The organism is Citrobacter sp. Cpo109, from assembly GCF_030332565.1.
Taxonomy (GTDB): domain Bacteria; phylum Pseudomonadota; class Gammaproteobacteria; order Enterobacterales; family Enterobacteriaceae; genus Citrobacter; species Citrobacter portucalensis.
This window is the reverse complement of record NZ_JAOWHQ010000071.1, coordinates 67,750-85,470: the sequence shown is the minus strand read 5'-3', so window position 1 is coordinate 85,470 and position 17,721 is coordinate 67,750. Positions and strand designations below refer to the sequence as shown.

At 50.6% G+C, this 17,721-nt stretch carries 19 protein-coding genes; 5 read left to right on the top strand and 14 right to left on the bottom strand.

Annotation, left to right across the window (positions count from 1 at the left end):
* The first annotated feature begins 70 nt into the window (after window positions 1-70).
* The gene (hpt, locus tag OGY71_RS21105) at window positions 71-607 is read left to right on the top strand and encodes a hypoxanthine phosphoribosyltransferase (protein WP_003018658.1); all 537 of its coding nucleotides are present in this window, start codon (window positions 71-73) and stop codon (window positions 605-607) included.
* A gap of 93 nt (window positions 608-700) precedes the next feature.
* Here the strand turns inward: hpt and can are convergent, their stop codons facing one another.
* The gene (can, locus tag OGY71_RS21100) at window positions 701-1,363 is read right to left on the bottom strand and encodes a carbonate dehydratase (protein ID WP_003018654.1); all 663 of its coding nucleotides are present in this window, start codon (window positions 1,361-1,363) and stop codon (window positions 701-703) included.
* Window positions 1,364-1,471: 108 nt separating this feature from the next.
* Here can and OGY71_RS21095 point away from each other — a divergent pair, with 108 nt between their 5' ends.
* The 4 genes from OGY71_RS21095 (at window position 1,472) to OGY71_RS21080 (ending at window position 5,000) form a co-directional block, all read left to right on the top strand.
* Window positions 1,472-2,398, top strand: coding sequence for an ABC transporter ATP-binding protein (locus OGY71_RS21095; RefSeq protein WP_003829469.1), 927 nt, complete (start codon window positions 1,472-1,474; stop codon window positions 2,396-2,398).
* The gene (locus OGY71_RS21090) at window positions 2,395-3,165 is read left to right on the top strand and encodes an ABC transporter permease (RefSeq protein ID WP_003829467.1); all 771 of its coding nucleotides are present in this window, start codon (window positions 2,395-2,397) and stop codon (window positions 3,163-3,165) included. Before OGY71_RS21095 ends, OGY71_RS21090 begins: the two co-directional genes overlap by 4 nt.
* A 103-nt stretch (window positions 3,166-3,268) precedes the next feature.
* A complete protein-coding gene (locus OGY71_RS21085) occupies window positions 3,269-3,709 on the top strand; it encodes a PTS sugar transporter subunit IIA (RefSeq protein WP_003829464.1) in 441 nt (146 codons plus the stop codon).
* A 61-nt stretch (window positions 3,710-3,770) separates the two neighbouring features.
* A complete protein-coding gene (locus tag OGY71_RS21080) occupies window positions 3,771-5,000 on the top strand; it encodes a polysaccharide deacetylase family protein (protein ID WP_240389396.1) in 1,230 nt (409 codons plus the stop codon).
* A gap of 5 nt (window positions 5,001-5,005) precedes the next feature.
* On the opposite strand, the gene OGY71_RS21075 is transcribed toward OGY71_RS21080, so the two are convergent.
* The 13 genes from OGY71_RS21075 to gluQRS form a co-directional block, all read right to left on the bottom strand.
* Window positions 5,006-6,109 (bottom strand): fimbrial protein, encoded by a 1,104-nt coding sequence (locus OGY71_RS21075; RefSeq protein WP_286613668.1) that lies wholly within the window; start codon window positions 6,107-6,109, stop codon window positions 5,006-5,008.
* A gap of 8 nt (window positions 6,110-6,117) precedes the next feature.
* Window positions 6,118-6,729, bottom strand: a complete 612-nt coding sequence (locus OGY71_RS21070) for a fimbrial-like protein (RefSeq protein WP_003829460.1) — start codon at window positions 6,727-6,729, stop codon at window positions 6,118-6,120.
* A 17-nt stretch (window positions 6,730-6,746) separates the two neighbouring features.
* Window positions 6,747-7,337 carry a fimbrial protein gene (locus OGY71_RS21065; RefSeq protein WP_003829458.1) on the bottom strand — a complete coding sequence of 197 codons (591 nt, stop codon included), beginning with the start codon at window positions 7,335-7,337 and terminating at the stop codon, window positions 6,747-6,749.
* A 29-nt stretch (window positions 7,338-7,366) separates the two neighbouring features.
* Window positions 7,367-8,005: a fimbrial protein gene (locus OGY71_RS21060; RefSeq protein WP_003829457.1), complete on the bottom strand. Its 639-nt coding sequence runs from the start codon at window positions 8,003-8,005 to the stop codon at window positions 7,367-7,369.
* Window positions 8,006-8,032: 27 nt separating this feature from the next.
* A complete protein-coding gene (locus OGY71_RS21055) occupies window positions 8,033-10,633 on the bottom strand; it encodes an outer membrane usher protein (RefSeq protein WP_257662304.1) in 2,601 nt (866 codons plus the stop codon).
* A gap of 59 nt (window positions 10,634-10,692) precedes the next feature.
* The gene (locus tag OGY71_RS21050; RefSeq protein ID WP_032934256.1) at window positions 10,693-11,439 is read right to left on the bottom strand and encodes a fimbrial chaperone; all 747 of its coding nucleotides are present in this window, start codon (window positions 11,437-11,439) and stop codon (window positions 10,693-10,695) included.
* Between the two features lie 82 nt (window positions 11,440-11,521).
* Window positions 11,522-12,115, bottom strand: coding sequence for a fimbrial protein (locus tag OGY71_RS21045; RefSeq protein ID WP_003829452.1), 594 nt, complete (start codon window positions 12,113-12,115; stop codon window positions 11,522-11,524).
* 418 nt (window positions 12,116-12,533) lie between these two features.
* Complete coding sequence (gene panD / locus OGY71_RS21040; RefSeq protein ID WP_000621526.1) at window positions 12,534-12,914, bottom strand: aspartate 1-decarboxylase; 381 nt, start codon at window positions 12,912-12,914, stop codon at window positions 12,534-12,536.
* 95 nt (window positions 12,915-13,009) lie between these two features.
* Window positions 13,010-13,864 carry a pantoate--beta-alanine ligase gene (gene panC / locus OGY71_RS21035; protein WP_197385277.1) on the bottom strand — a complete coding sequence of 285 codons (855 nt, stop codon included), beginning with the start codon at window positions 13,862-13,864 and terminating at the stop codon, window positions 13,010-13,012.
* 11 nt (window positions 13,865-13,875) lie between these two features.
* The gene (gene panB, locus OGY71_RS21030; RefSeq protein ID WP_003829230.1) at window positions 13,876-14,667 is read right to left on the bottom strand and encodes a 3-methyl-2-oxobutanoate hydroxymethyltransferase; all 792 of its coding nucleotides are present in this window, start codon (window positions 14,665-14,667) and stop codon (window positions 13,876-13,878) included.
* Window positions 14,668-14,787: 120 nt separating this feature from the next.
* Window positions 14,788-15,279 (bottom strand): 2-amino-4-hydroxy-6-hydroxymethyldihydropteridine diphosphokinase, encoded by a 492-nt coding sequence (folK, locus tag OGY71_RS21025; protein WP_286613663.1) that lies wholly within the window; start codon window positions 15,277-15,279, stop codon window positions 14,788-14,790.
* Between the two features lie 51 nt (window positions 15,280-15,330).
* Window positions 15,331-16,728, bottom strand: a complete 1,398-nt coding sequence (gene pcnB / locus OGY71_RS21020) for a polynucleotide adenylyltransferase PcnB (protein WP_204192014.1) — start codon at window positions 16,726-16,728, stop codon at window positions 15,331-15,333.
* Between the two features lie 71 nt (window positions 16,729-16,799).
* On the bottom strand, window positions 16,800-17,696 hold the full coding sequence (gene gluQRS, locus OGY71_RS21015) for a tRNA glutamyl-Q(34) synthetase GluQRS (protein WP_257662306.1): 897 nt from the start codon (window positions 17,694-17,696) through the stop codon (window positions 16,800-16,802).
* Between the last annotated feature and the right edge of the window lie 25 nt (window positions 17,697-17,721).

Below are 17,721 nucleotides of genomic sequence, written 5' to 3'. Positions count from 1 at the left end.
ATCAACGTAAGCGCTTTCTTTCGATCTGCATGATGTGTCAACTGATAAAAATCAGTGAGTTATAGGGTTTATGAAACATACTGTTGAAGTGATGATCCCGGAAGCGGAGATCAAAGCGCGTATTGCTGAACTGGGGCGCCAGATTAACGAACGTTACAAGGACAGCGGCAGCGATATGGTGCTGGTTGGTCTGTTACGTGGCTCATTTATGTTTATGGCGGATCTGTGCCGTGAAGTGCATGTCTCTCACGAAGTCGATTTCATGACGGCATCCAGCTACGGTAGCGGAATGTCTACCACGCGTGATGTTAAAATCCTGAAAGACCTGGATGAAGACATTCGTGGCAAGGACGTGCTGATTGTCGAAGACATCATCGACTCCGGCAATACGTTGTCCAAAGTGCGTGAAATTCTGAGCCTGCGCGAGCCGAAATCCCTGGCTATTTGTACGCTGCTGGACAAACCTTCTCGTCGTGAAGTGAATGTTCCTGTCGAGTTTATCGGCTTCTCAATTCCTGATGAGTTTGTGGTCGGTTACGGCATCGACTATGCCCAGCGTTATCGCCATCTGCCGTACGTTGGCAAAGTGGTGCTGCTGGACGAGTAATTGGCTGGAGCGCCTGATGGCGCTTCGCTTATCAGACCTACGGTGTAGGTTTGTAGGCCGGGTAAGGCGTCGCCGCCTCCCGGCAATGTCACATTATTTATGGTTGCTGTGTTTCTGACTCAGGTTAGATAAGCCCTGGCGATAGCGCTGCTCCAGCGTTTCGCGGCTGGTGGCGGTGACGTCCAGATCGCGCAGCAGACCGTCATGAATGCCGTATGCCCAGCCGTGAATGGTCACTTTCTGACCGCGCTTCCAGGCTGAACGCATAATGGTTGAGTGGCCCAGGTTATAGACCTGTTCCATGACATTCAGTTCGCACAGGGTGTCCATGCGACGTTCCTGCGGCATTTCGCCCAGCAGTGAGCTGTGTTTGAACCAGATATCGCGGATGTGCAGTAACCAGTTATCAATCAGCCCCTGTTCTTTATTTTCAATTGCCGCCTGGACGCCGCCGCATCCATAGTGGCCGCATATAATAATATGTTCCACTTCCAGCACATCCACCGCATACTGAACGACTGAGAGACAGTTCAGATCGGTGTGAATAACCAGATTAGCAACATTACGGTGAACAAACAGTTCACCCGGTTCAAGACCGGTTAAACGTTCAGCGGGAACGCGGCTATCGGAACATCCAATCCATAGAAAACGCGGATTCTGGGCATGCGTCAGCGTTTCAAAAAATCCGGGATCCTCTTCTACCAGCATCTTTGACCATAGTGCATTGTTGCTGATGAGTGTATCTATGTCTTTCATGGAGTTGTACGACCCGAAGCCAGATAAATTCGATGGGCTAATATAGGGTAACTCCAGCATTAATTAAACTATATATAAAATGTCAGAACGTAAGGTAAGTATAAAAACATGACCATTGCTCTGGAACTTCAACAACTTAAAAAAACCTATCCCGGTGGCGTTCAAGCGTTACGCGGCATAGATTTGCAAGTCGAAGCGGGTGATTTCTATGCGCTTTTGGGACCGAATGGCGCAGGAAAGTCCACCACCATTGGGATAATCAGCTCGTTGGTGAATAAAACCTCCGGGCGGGTGAGCGTTTTCGGGTACGATCTCGAAAAAGATACGGTTAACGCTAAACGCCAGCTTGGTCTGGTACCGCAGGAGTTTAACTTTAACCCGTTTGAAACCGTGCAGCAGATCGTGGTCAACCAGGCGGGTTACTACGGTGTTGAGCATAAAGAAGCGGTCAAACGCAGCGAACTATATTTAAAGCAGCTCGATTTATGGGAAAAACGTAACGAGCGCGCACGCATGCTGTCTGGTGGGATGAAACGTCGTCTGATGATTGCCCGTGCGCTGATGCACGAGCCGAAATTACTCATTCTGGATGAACCAACGGCGGGCGTCGACATTGAGTTACGTCGTTCAATGTGGGGCTTTTTAAAGGATTTAAACGACAAAGGCACCACCATTATTCTGACCACCCACTATCTCGAAGAAGCGGAAATGCTGTGTCGCAATATCGGTATTATTCAGCATGGTGAGTTGGTGGAAAATACTTCGATGAAGAGCCTGCTCTCCAAACTGAAATCCGAGACTTTTATCCTCGATCTGGCGCCGAAAAGCCCGCTGCCGAAACTGGAAGGTTATCAGTACCGGCTGGTCGACACTTCCACGCTGGAAGTGGAGGTTCTGCGTGAACAAGGGGTCAACAGCGTCTTTTCTCAGCTGAGTGCGCAGGGCATTCAGGTATTGAGTATGCGTAACAAAGCGAACCGACTGGAAGAACTGTTTGTTTCTCTGGTTCATGAAAAACAAGGAGATCGCGCATGATGCAGCTTTACTGGGTTGCGCTGAAAAGCATCTGGGCGAAAGAGATCCACCGCTTTATGCGTATCTGGGTCCAGACTTTGGTGCCTCCCGTCATCACCATGACGCTCTATTTTATTATCTTTGGTAACCTGATCGGCTCGCGTATCGGCGAAATGCATGGCTTTAGCTACATGCAGTTTATTGTGCCGGGGCTGATTATGATGGCAGTGATCACCAACTCGTACGCCAACGTGGCCTCGTCGTTCTTTAGCGCCAAGTTTCAACGCAATATTGAAGAGCTGCTGGTCGCCCCGGTGCCGACGCACGTGATTATTGCCGGTTTCGTCGGCGGCGGCGTGGCGCGTGGCCTGTGCGTAGGCATTCTGGTGACGGCTATTTCACTGTTCTTCGTGCCGTTCCAGGTGCATTCCTGGGTCTTTGTGGCGCTCACGCTGGTGCTAACGGCAGTACTGTTCTCGCTGGCCGGATTGTTGAACGCAGTCTTTGCAAAAACCTTTGATGATATCAGCCTGATCCCCACCTTCGTGCTGACGCCGCTGACCTATCTGGGTGGCGTGTTCTATTCGTTAACGCTGCTGCCGCCGTTCTGGCAGGGACTGTCGCATCTGAACCCAATTGTCTACATGATTAGCGGCTTCCGCTACGGCTTCCTGGGTATTCATGATGTTCCGCTGGTCACCACGTTTGGCGTGCTGGTGGTGTTCATTGCGGCGTTTTACTTGCTGTGCTGGTACCTGATTCAGCGCGGACGCGGCCTGCGTAGCTAATTCTTTCTTCCTCTTCCTGGCCGGGAGAGGAAGACTTTTGATGCTTATCACCATTACCGATTTATCACCCTGATAAACTACTTGCCTGCTAAGGAGGTAGGCAATGTTAGGTTGGGTAATTACCTGTCATGACGATAAGGCACAGGATATGCTGCATCGTCTGGAGAAAAAGTACGGTCCGTTGGAGCAATGTCAGGCGGTAAGTTTCTGGCGTGGGCTCAGCTCGAATATGTTAAGCCGCATGATGTGCCATGCCCTGCATGCCACCGACTCAGGCGAGGGCGTGATCTTCCTGACGGATATGGCCGGGGCCGCGCCGTACCGCGTGGCCTCGTTAATGAGCCACAAACACCCCCAGTGTGAAGTGATTTCAGGTATCAGCTACCCATTACTTGAACGAATGGTTTCGTCGCGGGAATCGCTGAGCAGTTCTGCGTTTCGCGATTGCATCGTCGCGCTTGGCGGCCCCGAAGTCACCAGCCTCTGGCATCAACAACAAAAAAATCCCCCCTTCGTGTTGAAGCATGATTTGTATGAGTATTAATCATTGGTATTGATGGCGCTTTTGCTACAATAACCGAGGTTTCTCGCCTCGGTTATCTCATATGGTTATGCGCGTTCTGCTTGTTGTAGTGCTCCTGTTCTCTGGCAGCGTCGCCGCGGCTTTGCCTGCTCGCTATATGCAAACCACCGAAGCGGCCGCCGTATGGGCGCAGATTGGCAATAAGATGGTGACGGTCGGGAATATTCGCGCCGGGCAGATCCTTGCCGTTGAGCCCATCGCGGCAGACTATTACGAATTTACCTTTGGCTTTGGCACCGGATTTATTGATAAGGGACATCTGGAGCCGGTTCAGGGGAGGCAGAAAGTTGACGATGGTCTGGGCGATCTCAATAAACCGCTTAGCAATCAAAGCCTGGTAACCTGGAAAGATACGCCGGTGTATAACGCTCCAGATATCGGTAGCGCCCCGTTTGGCGTGCTGGCAGATAATCTGCGCTATCCCATTATCAGTAAGCTTAAAGACCGACTCAACCAGACGTGGTTCCAGATCCGCATTGGCGGCAGACTGGCTTATATCAGTGCTCTGGATGCGCAGGAAGATAACGGCATCCCGGTGTTAACGTATCACCATATTCTTCGCGATGAAGAGAATACCCGCTTTCGCCATACCTCCACGACGACCTCCGTACGTGCCTTCAGTAACCAGATGGCCTGGCTCCAGGACCGCGGCTACACCACATTGACGATGTATCAACTGGAAGGCTATGTACGCAACAATATGAACCTCCCGGCGCGGGCGGTGGTGCTGACGTTCGACGATGGCCTGAAGTCGGTGAGTCGTTATGCTTACCCGATTCTGAAGCAGTATGGCTTTAAAGCCACGGCGTTTATCATTAGCTCACGTATCAAGCGTCACCCGCAGAAGTGGGATCCGAAATCGCTGCAGTTTATGAGCCTTTCTGAACTGAACGAGATCCGCGACGTGTTCGACTTCCAGTCGCATACTCATTTCCTGCACCGTGTGGATGCCAATCACCGGCCAATCCTGCTGAGTCGAAGCTATCACAACATTCTGTTTGATTTTGCCCGTTCTCGCCGGGCGCTGTCCCAGTTCAATCCTCACGTCCTGTATCTTTCGTATCCGTTTGGCGGCTATAACACTACGGCGGTACAGGCGGCGAGCGACGCTGGTTTTCATCTGGCTGTGACGACGGTGAAAGGGAAGGTAAAGCCGGGCGATAATCCGTTCTTACTGAAGCGCTTGTATATCTTAAGAACGGATTCTCTCGAGACGATGGCGCGGCTGATCAGCAACCAGCCGCAGGGGTAAGACGTTTATTCGTAGTTGATGGTGAACGTGGCCGCATTTTCGAAAGTGCCGGCTTTAACCGTACCCAGTTTCTTTAACTGTCCGGTGAACGGGATGGAGTAACGCTCATGATACCAATCTCTATCGCCTGAAAAAATTGCACCAAATGCTTCGGAACCATCAAATTTGACTGAATGCCAGTTGCCGTTTATCTGTGCGGCAAGTGCGACACCAATACCTTCAGCGGTGCCACTCGCTCCATTGGTCAAATAATTGCCTGAAGCATCGCTTGGGCCATTTACTGTTATGGAGAATTTGTTCATAGAGCACTGGAATAAATCGAGTGTAAAGGTTCTCTTCTCCGTAGTGTCACCGCTGCTAAAATCGGACGTGTAGAAATCACCAAAGTTAACGGTGTGATCACTAGCATCACCATTGACGCCGTAGCTTCGGCAAGTGGGTTCGGCTAATGTGAATAACACCGAACCACTGCTGATATTCATCGTGACTTTATTTGCGTGCAGCGTTCCCATCTGCATAGAGCCGATGGTGCCGCCAATGGCCCTTACCTGCGTCTGCCCTGGATGAGGACGGTATTCCGGGGTCTGGTACAGCGTGAAAAAGACATCCCAGTTTTTTTCACTCCCTTGATAACCTGCACTGGAAGCATTACTTTTTCTTGTTGTTCCCAGAGGGGGCAGGTTTAAATACAGCTGCTGACCGCCAAGGCAGTTACTCGTACATCTGACCTCATAGGTATAAACAATACCAGGGACATTGGTTTTTAGTAGCCCAACCGTCTCACCGCTAGTGTATGTTGTCGTGTAGTTGGTATCCATCATACTGGCATCGGGTGGGAATAATTCAATGACGTTATTGGAACCTTCAACAGGGCACGTTATTACGCCACTCATACCGGAAAACAGTAGAGAACTTTCTGGGTCGACATCAGTGAAGGGTTGCGGCAGCGCCAGACCGCCTGTTACCCCAATAGCCTGATTGCTCGTCCAGACATCGGGAAGTGTAATCGTATAATTTTTATTGAACCAACAGTTATATGCCAGTGCCTGTCCTGCAAATGTAGAGAGCACACAGAAGAGTAACGGCAGTAAATAACGCAATCTCATCATAAATCCCTTTATTGATAGGTGACGTCGACCACCACATTACTGGTGATGACTCCGTTGCCTACGTCGCCGGTGTTCTGATAACGGGCGTAAAACGTGTAATCCGCAGGAAAGCGTGGTTCGGCTTTCCCGGAAAGGTCATACACCACATCGGAACTGCCATCATCGTTCAATACGTTGGTATGGAACGCTTCAGAAAAAACCACTACCCCAACGTTACTGGCCTGGCCGTTGGTGGCATTATTGGCAAACACGCGTTTGTTAAGCGGGTCAATACCAAATTGCGGCGTAAACTGAAAATGAACCTGCTGGCTGTTGTTGCTTTCTGCACCGGAAATATCGCAGCTCACCACCTGAATGATAAACGGCGTACCGCCTGCGTCGGTCTCTGGTTGCAGGCGGTTGCTGTTATCTGCGTTGTAAAACCAGTCCTGAGACACTGTGGGCAACGTCACATCACTACCGTCTTTTAAATTTATCTGGCAAGTATTCGCAAGGATCCTGGCCGTAAAATTCACGTTCACTCCGCTGTCCTCCGCCGGACTGGCAGCAGACCATAGCCCCGCTGCCAGCGCAGCCAGTAAAACGAAGACGGGTTGTGTAGAAAGGAGTTTCTGTTGCATTGTTGCCCATCCATGGCTTATTCGTAACTTATTGAAAAGGTAACGGGTGCAGTAGCAGTGCCGACGCCAATGTCTGATGCCGTTTTACCGTTTGCCAGCACCAGGGTGGCGTACATATCAAAGGTGACGTTAGTACTTAATCTGCTGGCACCAAAGCTATGGTGGATCGTGTCATCACCTCCCGTGGGGGTCATAGCACAGTTAAGCGGATGCGGTGTTTTCTGTGAGCTGTGCTCTTCCTGATGTATTTGTATGGAGGTGTTGGTATTTGTCGCGTCGTTAGTGGGGTAATTGGTGCTGTCGCAGGTGCCGCCGGTTGCCTGCGCGGTAATATAAATATCGGACACCCCCGCACACTCTTTGAATGCGATGTAAAACGGTTTTTTGGCCGCATCTGTCCCAACATCATTTTTATAGATATTGCCAATATCCACGGCACTTGTCGCAGCGCCTGTTCCGTCCTGAACCTCAAAATTACATGTGCCAGAAATAAGTTCAGATGAAAACGTAATGGCTAATGAGTCTGTACCTGTCGTTGCGGCATAGCTCACCGTGCTGAATAACCCACCAGCCATCACCAGGGCGAGAAAAAGAGAATTAGATTTCATTGTAGCGCTCCGTAATATCATCGCTGGAATTATTCATAGTTAAAGTTAAACGTTGCGATCGCGTTAAACTTACCCGTGGTCAGACCGACTGTGGTGGTCGAGGTTGGAACTAAATGGGCAATCAAGTCCAGTTGCTTTCCATCACCCACTTCACTGGCTGTGTCCCAGAGAATCACTTCTGAACCGTCCGTGCTCGCGGTCGTACTCGTGAAGATGGTGAACGGTTGATCTGGTGCGCTGGCACGAGCAATCTTCACACCGACGCCTTTTGCGTCGCCATCGCTTGTGCTGCTGGGAACTAATACCTTGTTGCCGTTTTGGGTGCCTGTAATGGTCGTTTTAATGCTTTGCAGCGATGTTGGACAATCACTGGCCTTGATATTAAAGGCGGCGATAGTCGGGCCCGAGGTCGCGGTACTGTTTTGCTCATTGATGAGGTCACCCAACGTGACTTTGTGATCGGCGTCGCCAATGTAAACAGTGGCTGCGCCGCCCGCGGCACCATCATTAACCGCCATGTTGCAGGTCGTTGCCAGTATTCTGGCGGTAAACGTGACATCAAATTGACTTGGTGTCGCATAGGTTGTGAGAGGAATGGCAGAACCAATGGCCAACGCCAACATGGCGATCGGCAGACCACGGCAATATTTAACGTTTTGATGTGTCATTAAGGAAGCTCCCTGTAAAATAATGACTTATTGCATATGGCAGCGCTGACCATTCAGGACGGTGGTTAAACCCGCCTTGAGTGCGCTATCCGTAATTTTATAATGGACGGTACAGTCGCTATCTGCTTCGTTACCCCAGACCACCCGCAGATTGCCTTCTTCTTCCACGCCGCGGACATAGGCTTGTCCCGCCTGACCCACAACGCCAACCCGTTCGCCTTTCTCGCTCAGAACATCGGCACCCAGCGGGATAAAGCCCTTATCATCGCGCAATAATTCAAGGATGACCGAACGGCCTTCGTCAGTGGCAAACTCGACTTTTACCACTGCGCCATCGCGCGGTACGACGTTTTCACTGGTATTTTTCACTTCCACATCACGCTCCAGCGTGCTGATATTTAATCCCACGCGGTTTTCACGGTAGGCGGAGGCGTAAGGCATAAGCGCGTAACCGGAGCTATTCAACTCACCCTGTCCGTAGCCCAGTTTTGCGCCTTCGGCACCGCTGGCGTGAACGAGAATAATGGGGGAGTTGTTGTCTAATGAACCGGGTGACAGAGTTACGCCGCCTGAGTGCAGCACCATCCCGCCGTTATAGCTCGCGGAATACTGCCTGCTGCCATCGTCAGAGAACGAGGACGAAACAGAGAGCGGCCCGTATGGGCTTCGCCATGAACCATAGCCACTCACCTGATTCAGGTTACTATCATCATTGTTGATATTGTTGGCCGTGCTGATGGAGTAGTTAAACAACCCGTTCCGGGCGCTGCCGCTCGCGGAGTTATTGATATTGGCGCTGCCTTTTGTATCGCTATTAACGCTCATATTCAGCGTGTTGAAACCGGCAACACCTTTACCATCGCTGGAGAACACATCCAATGGGACACTGATGCTAAAGTAGATACTATCGTCGCGCTCCCCTTCTTCGTCGTAGGAGCGTTGCACGGAGAGGCTATAACTGCCGTAGCGGAAGCTGTTGCTGTAGCCGATGTTATAGCTGGAGGTGTTACCACTGTTGTTCCAGTAATCTTCCCAGGAGCCAGAGGCATAGAAAGAGCCGTAATTTTCCCCGTAAAAGTCCAGCGGTTGGCTAATGCTTACCTGATACTGGTTTTTTGTACGCTGATAGTTGCTGTAGAGCGCTTCGCTAGAGTCGTAGATGCTGCGATCGTCGCGACCATGTTTAATGTCGTCGTTAAGCTGCGCCGCATCGCTCAGGCTGAGATAATCTTTCGTTGAGAAGCGATATGCCGCGATGTTGAATGACGTGTCGGTCGCTTCGATCATTTTACTGTAGGTCAAACGGTAGCTCTGACCTGAGAGCGAGCCCAGATTCTCAATATCCGCCTGTGAGTGCGTGACGTCCAATGCAAAAGCACCGATACGCGTATTCATCGCGACACCCAACAATCCAGCGTAAAAATCCATATCGGTAAACTGCACGCCAGCATAACCGGTAAAGGTGTTATTGATGCCGTAATAACCGGTGGCATAGCCGACTTGGGGGGCATCATACAGTGAGTCATTGTTCAGCTCACCCGCGCCAAACTCCCAGCGTGTAGCTCCAGGACGCACCATTTGCGTCACAGAAGAGTAAGGCACCACAAAGGTATGCTTGCTGCCGTCAGACTCTTCAACAGTCACTTCGAGATCGTTACCAAAACCGGTGGTACTCAAATCATTTAATTCGAATGGCCCTGGCGGGACGGTCGTTTCATATATTTTTCGGCCGCTTTGCTCGACGCTGACTTTGGCGTTGCTGTTGGCGACGCCACGGATTACAGGCGAATAGGAGGTAGTCCCTTCCGGGCGCATGCGGTCATCGCTGTACAAACGCATCCCGCGAATACTGACGGAATCAAAGGTATCGCCATCGGTGTAGGTTTCACCCGCCACAAGTTGAGCGGATAGCACGGGAATATCGCGTTGGAGATAAATATCCTGGCTGGTGTACGATGTGCCATTGTCGCTATCCCAGTCCAGAGTGCCGCGAGAACGCAGATGCCATGCCCCCAAATTGAGGCCATATTGCAGGCCCGCATAGGCGGTATCCGTTGTATAACCATCGGTTTCCCGGTGCCAGCTGTTAATATTGTATGATAATAACGCTGCGGGAATACCCGCATCCCATAAAGACGGATCGACATAACCCGGTGGACGCTTTAACACGTAAAGTTGTGGCACGGTCAATTCCAGAACCAGTTTTGAACTGTCGAAATTCACCGATGAACTGGGATAGATTGTTTTAACATCGACGCAGGTCGACTCGCCCATGCTATCATCTGGCACGGCTTTGATATCAATACCGGCTTGTTTAAGCAGTTGAGCCGTAATACAAGGCGTGGCGCGGGATGTGCCGTTGTCTTTAAACTCCACCTCTTGCGTAACGGTATTTATTCCGTTTAGGCTGATTTTGACCCGATAAATACCCGGCGGAACAGGGTTGCCCTGAGCATATCTGTTAACATCAACAGTGCTGCCCATATTCAATAAAAATTGCTCGTTAAATTCTACCTGTTCTTCAGTTTCAGGCTTAGTTGATTGCGTAGATGTATTTTCAGCTGCCTGAGTCGAAAGCGGGAACGTCGCGCTGATAGCGAGGCATAATAAAGAACGTCGAAAAAACATAGCAACCCCAGAAAATAAATGAAGATGGTTCTTATATAAGATGTTGTGGTTTAACTCGTTTATTTGGTTACTTTAGATACTATTTTCTCGGTGCCGCCATAATCATTAATCGCGATATATTCCACTTCACCACTGGTCGTACTGCTAAGGCCTTTTACTGGCATCGTTTCACTAGAGAAGGGTTTAATTGACTGTGTATTAATTTCATATTTTTTGTCTCCAATTTTAAATACTGCACCAGAGATGGAAACGTTGTACGGGGAGTCATTGCGGCCAACAACAGACAGCTTGCCACCTTGCAGCGTTTGTGACCATTTCACTTGTTTCATCGCTTCTTTGGCGGTGCCTTTCAGCCCATCAGGACGGAAAAACATCTTAATACGGGTGCGAAAAGCGAGCTGCAATTGGTTCTGGCTTTCACCGTCTTTTTGGGCCGATTTTTTGGGGATTTCCAGAACGTTAAACCAGAATAACGACTCCCGATCCTGTGCTAACGGTTGATTCAGATAGGTCACGCGGACAGACTGGCCTTTGCCAGGATCCATTCGCGTAATCGGCGGTGTTATGACAAACGGCAATTTTAATTCTTGTGGGCTGACATTTGCGCGTCCGTCGTCTATCCAGATTTGCAACAGCAGTGGATTTTGACCACGGTTGGTCATATTCACAATCACATCTTTCATGGATTGTTGGTAAACAATTCGCGTGCCGGAGATCACAACATCGGCGCTACTCTGAAAAGAGGCGAAACCAATAACTGCGGCTATAAGCGTTTTTAACCCTGTTTTCGTGTGTGAGCTGAACATCATGGGATCCACTTCCTTTTGGATTAGAAAGAAACATCCCCTGGAGTCGCCAAGGGATGTAGAAAGGCAACGGCCTTATTACTTATTCATAGCTAATGGTGTAAGTGGTATAAGCGGTAACGGTACCATCAGTCACGGCAGTATCTGTCTTGGTGTAGGCAACTTTATAAGTCAGTGAAGCATGACCGTTTGCATCTAACGGTTGTTTCTGGTCATTGTTTGCCTGACCCATTTTGACCTGGCTGTTGTCAGCGTTTTTCAGCACCAGTGCAACGTTATCGGCTGCGCCTTCAATATTTTCTTGCGGGAACAACAGGCCGCTAGAGTCGGTAGTTGTGCCGTTAAACGTATTGAACTGTACGCTGATATTTTTGTTTTCGTCTGGAGTGACTGTACCTGGGCAAGTTACATCCATAGTGAAGTTAGTTTCACCGAGAACACTGGCTACGTCGTTATTAGAAGCACCAGTGAAGTCAGTAATGTCTACAGTTTTCAATGCAACTTTGAAATCTTCTTGGTTCTGAGTCACTGAATCGGCCAGCATTTTAACAGTACAGGTATTCGGGTTTACCAGACCGTTAAACTGGATGTGACCAGCGTTGAGATTCTCTGCCATTGCAGAACCAGACATGATAGCCATTACTGCTACAGCCAGTGTGTATTTTTTAAATGCCATGATAATAAATATCCATATTGATTGATAGGGACTAAAGATATAATTTATATCTTTAGCTTCTTGCCGTTAAATATAACATCTAATTGAGTTATATATTAATTTTCGAGGAGTGTATTAGATGTGGGTTGTCAGCATCAAATTAGTTTATGTGTAATGATTTTTAAATTTTTCTAAAATAAATTCAATGTATGTTTGTGTTTTATTTTATTTGTTTTTTGGATAATAAGGGGAGGGGTGATGTTTTTATATCATATAATTTATTTCTCTCAAGTGTATTTGATATTTTTTATTTGAATATTATTTATTTGAGCATTATTTATGATGATTAACGTCTGTTGCTATGTTGATTTTTTGGGGGAGAGACTTAAAAGGAGTCATGATTAATTGACTCCTTGTATATAAATTTTGAATACCTGTTTTAGGCAACCTGTACCGGAATCGCTTTTGCTGTGCGCTTCATTTCGTTGTCACCTTCGAAGTAAGCCACTTTCGGACGCCATGTACGGGCTTCTTCGTCAGACATGGTGACGAAGCTTGCGATAATCACAATGTCGCCAACTTCAGCGCAGTGTGCCGCTGCACCGTTCACCGAGATGATTCTGGAGCCGCGTTCAGCCGCAATGGCATAGGTTGAGAAACGTTTACCATTGGTCACGTTCCAGATATCAATAGCTTCGTTTTCCAGAATACCTGAGGCATCAAGGAAATCCTGGTCGATGGCGCAGGAGCCTTCGTAATGCAGGTCCGCCTGCGTGACTTTTACGCGGTGGAGCTTGCCTTGCAGCATGGTGCGAATCATAACTTCTATACCCTGTCGTTTACCTTGGCTAAGCAGGCGCGACTGGCCTGCTTTGAGAAATCTTCAGGCAGTATTGCCCGATTTTTAACCCCTGTCTACTGGGCTAATGTAACGCTTTGATTATCGATCAGACGTGCCTGACCCAGCCATGCAGCGGCCAGAATCACCGCGCGTTTACTGGTTTCAGTCAACTCCAGCAGCGTGTCGGCATCACGAATCTGAATATCGTCGGCGCGGAAGCCTTTTTCATTCAGTTCTTGTTCGGCAATGGTAATAATTTCTTGCAGCTCACGATTACCCGCAATCAGCTTTTCAGCGATACCGTTCATCACGTTGTGCAGGCCTGGCGCAATTTTACGCTGTTCTGCCGTCAGATAACCGTTACGTGAGCTGAGGGCCAGACCGTCTTTGGCGCGAATAATCGGTACGCCAACGATCTCAATGTCATAACCCATGTCCGCTACCATTTTGCGGATCAGCGCCAGCTGTTGGAAATCTTTTTCACCAAAGCAGGCGATATCGGGTTGGATCAGGTTAAACAACTTGCTGACGATAGTGGAAACACCACGGAAGTGGCCTGGACGGCTGGCACCTTCCAGCATGGTAGAGAGACCGGGAACATCAACGAAAGTCTGGCCTTCCAGACCATGCGGGTAGATCTCTTCAACGGCCGGAGCAAAGACATAATCGACTTTACGCTTGTTCAGCTTTTCGCAATCTTCCTGCAGGGTACGCGGATAGCGCACCAGATCGTCCGGTCGGTCAAACTGCATCGGGTTAACGAAAATGCTGACGCACACCACATCAGCCCGCGCTTTTGCTTCATCGACCAGTTTCATATGGCCGTCGTGCAGGTTGCCCATGGTGGGAACCAGAGCGACGCGTTTACCTTCCTGACGCAGACGACGAATATGCTGGCGCAGCAGCGGCAGGGTTTCAATGATTAACACAACAAGACTCCTTAATGGAAACTGTGCTCTTCGCCCGGATAAACGCCGGACTCCACTTCAGCCATATACTGCCGCACTGCGGCGCGCATGTCGCCTGCTTCATTGAGGAAATTCTTCGCAAATTTCGGGATGTGGCCGCCGGTAATGCCAAACGCATCATGCATAACGAGAATTTGTCCGTCGGTGACGTTACCGGCGCCAATACCAATCACCGGAATCGACAGCGCTTCCGTGACGCGCTTCGCCAGCTCAACCGGCACGCACTCCAGCACCAGCAGCTGAGCGCCAGCGGCTTCTAAGGCCAGCGCATCATCCAGCAGTACCTGCCCGGCGTCGCCGCGGCCCTGAATTTTATAACCGCCGAAGATATTCACCGACTGGGGCGTTAATCCCAGATGGCCGCAAACCGGCACCGCGCGTTCGGTGAGCATTTTCACCGTATCTACCAGCCAGGCGCCGCCTTCGATTTTGACCATATTAGCGCCCGCGCGCATAACCACCGCAGCGTTTTCAAACGCCTGCTCCGGAGTGGCATAAGCCATAAACGGCAGGTCGGAGAGCAGTAGACAGTTAGGCGCGCCGCGACGCACGGCACGAGTGTGGTAAGCGATATCTTCAACGGTCACGGGCAGAGTGGAGTCATGCCCCTGAATCGTCATGCCCAGCGAGTCGCCAACCAGCATCACATTGATACCTTCGTCGGCAAATAACTTAGCGAAGCTGTAGTCGTAGGCGGTAATTGTCGCGAAGCGTTTTTTCTCTTGCTTGCATTTCTGCAGCAGTGAAATGGTGGTGGGTTTCATAACATTTCCTGATGATGAAAGTCATATTTATCGGCATTCTAACAGTCACATTCAGGGGGGCAATTGTTTTAAGCAATCGTTTGGCGCTAAAGCAGTAAACGCTAAAGGGGAGAAGATACTTTACCAGTGTGCAGGTTTTGCAGCACCAAGATGGGTGAGGTGCTGATGCAGGCTGATACCATCCGGAAAGATAAGCTCAGGTGCAATCTCAAACAGCGGCCACAGCATAAAACCACGGTTTTTCATGTCGTAGTGCGGTACCGTCAGACGTTCGGTGTTAATCACTTCATCGCCAAACAGCATAATGTCGAGGTCCAGCGTTCGTGGCCCCCAGCGTTCGGCTTTGCGCACCCGGCCCTGCTGTAACTCAATACGTTGGGTATGATTGAGCAATTCTTCCGGCGCGAGGGTGGTTTCCAGCGTGACGGCGGCGTTCAGGTAATCGGGTTGATCCTGTGGGCCTAATGGCGGTGTACGGTAGAACGAGGAGACAGCCACGATTCGGCTGTCAGGGATTTCACCGATCGCTTTAACGGCAGCATTAACCTGCTCCAGAGGGGAGGCTAAATTACTGCCGAGGGCGATATATACCCGTCGTTTTTCAAGCTGCATCTGTGTCACCACCTTGATGCGACTCGAAATTTGTTGGGTATACGTGATGGGTCATGCGGAACCTTCACGGCGTGGCGCGCGTTTACGCGGGCGACGATGGCGCCGACGTGCGTCTGGCTCTTCATCCAGCTCGTTCAGCATACCTTTTTGTTCCGGCGGCGCAGAAACCTGGAATTCACCCCACCATTTCGCCAGTCGCTGCAATTCCGCATTGTGTTCGACTTCGGCTCGCAGCGCTAACAGGTCGTAAGCTGCACGGAACTTTGGATGTTCCATCAGCTTCCAGGCGCGTTTACCCTGGCGACGGGACATCCGTAGCTGCAACTGCCAGATATCGCGGGTCAGCGAGGTCAGACGTTTCGGGATCGCCAGCGAGCGGCAGGCTTCGTCCAGCACGTCGTTCATTGCCAGCGCGAAAGCGTCGTAGTAGGCCAGACCGCTTTCTTGCGCAATTTTCTGTGCGGCTTCCAGTAGCGGATACCAGAACATTGCCGCGAACAAGAAGGCCGGGTTAACGCGCATATCATTGTGAATGCGGTTGTCGGTATTCTTCAATACCTGGGCAATGATGCGTTCCATTGGGCTGTCACCGTCTTCGGTGAAGTAGCGCGTAATGGTGGGGAACAGCGGCTGGAACAGGCTGTACTCACGCAGCTTTTTATAGGTTTCGTATCCATAGCCCGCCTGTAATAGTTTGAGTGCTTCTTCAAACAGGCGTGCGGGAGGAATATCGTTAAGCAGCGTTGCCAGACGCGGGATCGGCTCTGCGGTTTCCGGGCTGATACGCATGTCGAGCTTGGCGGCAAAGCGTACGGCGCGCAGCATGCGCACAGGATCTTCGCGATAGCGCGTTTCCGGATTACCGATCAGGCGAATGATACCCTCTTCGAGATCCTGCATTCCCCCGACGTAATCACGTACGGTGAAATCGGCCACGCTGTAATACAGGCTGTTAATCGTGAAGTCGCGACGCTGGGCATCTTCTTCAATGGAGCCGAAGATGTTGTCGCGCAGCAGCATTCCGTTTTGTCCGCGCTGGGATGTTGTGCGATCGGACTCGCTGCCTTCATGATGACCGCGGAATGTCGCCACTTCGATAATTTCAGGGCCGAACATGACATGGGCCAGACGGAAACGGCGACCGACCAGGCGACAGTTACGAAACAGTTTGCGCACCTGATCCGGCGTTGCGTTAGTGGTGACATCAAAATCTTTCGGCTTTTTGCCCAGCAAAAGATCGCGTACACCACCGCCAACCAGCCATGCCTCGTATCCGGCCTTATTGAGCCTGTACATTACCTTCAGGGCATTTTCACTGATATCTTTGCGGGAGATAGAGTGCTGCTCACGCGGAATTACCGTCATATGTGGACGGGCGACGGCGAGCTCAGCCTCGCGCTCCTCGCGGCTTAGCACCTTGCGGCAAAAATTAGCGACTCGGGTAAAAATAGTGCACCTCGGTAGTGTCAAACTTCAATCAGAACAAGTGTTGCTGTGTAAAAATAGCGGCTAATCATAGCTCAGCATGATGCATTTGAGAATGCCGGATTTAAGATCGCCGATTCAGGCACTGCCGTCAGACGCCAGTTCTCAACGGCAAACGCCAGGATCTGGTCGACACGCATCTCCTGCCACGGGATATCGGCACGTTGGCCGAGAAAGCGTAGCGCGGCAATAATCACCGGACGCGGATCGCCTTGCGGCAGCGCAGGTGCATGATTTTGTTTTGAAAGTTTAGCGCCTTGTTCGTTGAGCGCCAGCGGAAGATGAATATAGTCAGGCGCTTGCCAGCCAAACTGCTGATACAAAGAGATTTGCCGCACCGTGGGTTCGATAAGATCGGCGCCGCGTACAATCTCCGTTACGCCCTGAAAGTGGTCATCAACCACCACGGCGAGGTTATAGGCAAACAGCCCGTCGCGTCGGTGGATAATAAAATCTTCGCCTGCAAGCTGAGGGTCAGCCTGAATCACCCCGCGCAACTGGTCCGTAAACTGCATTACCGGATGGCGTTGCTTAATGCGAACTGCGGCCTGTTCAGGTCCGCAGCGCAGCTCACGGCAGTGACCATCGTAAATACCGCCGACGCTTTGAATACGCGCCCGCGTACAGGTGCAGTAATAGCTCAGATCCTGATGGTGTAGCCAGGCAAGCGCCTCGCGGTAGGCGTCATGACGCTGAGATTGCCATAAAATATCGCCATCCCAGTGCAGTCCGTAATGTTCCAGCTGACGCAGAATCGTATTTGCAGCACCGGGAACTTCACGAGGGGGGTCAATATCTTCAATGCGTACTCGCCAGATTCCGCGCCGGGCACGAGCCTGCAGGTAACTGCCGAGGGCGGCAATCAGTGAACCGAAATGCAGTTCGCCGGAGGGGGAAGGGGCGAAGCGGCCAATATAATGTGAATCGCTCATTTTGCGGACTAACAAATAATAAGGC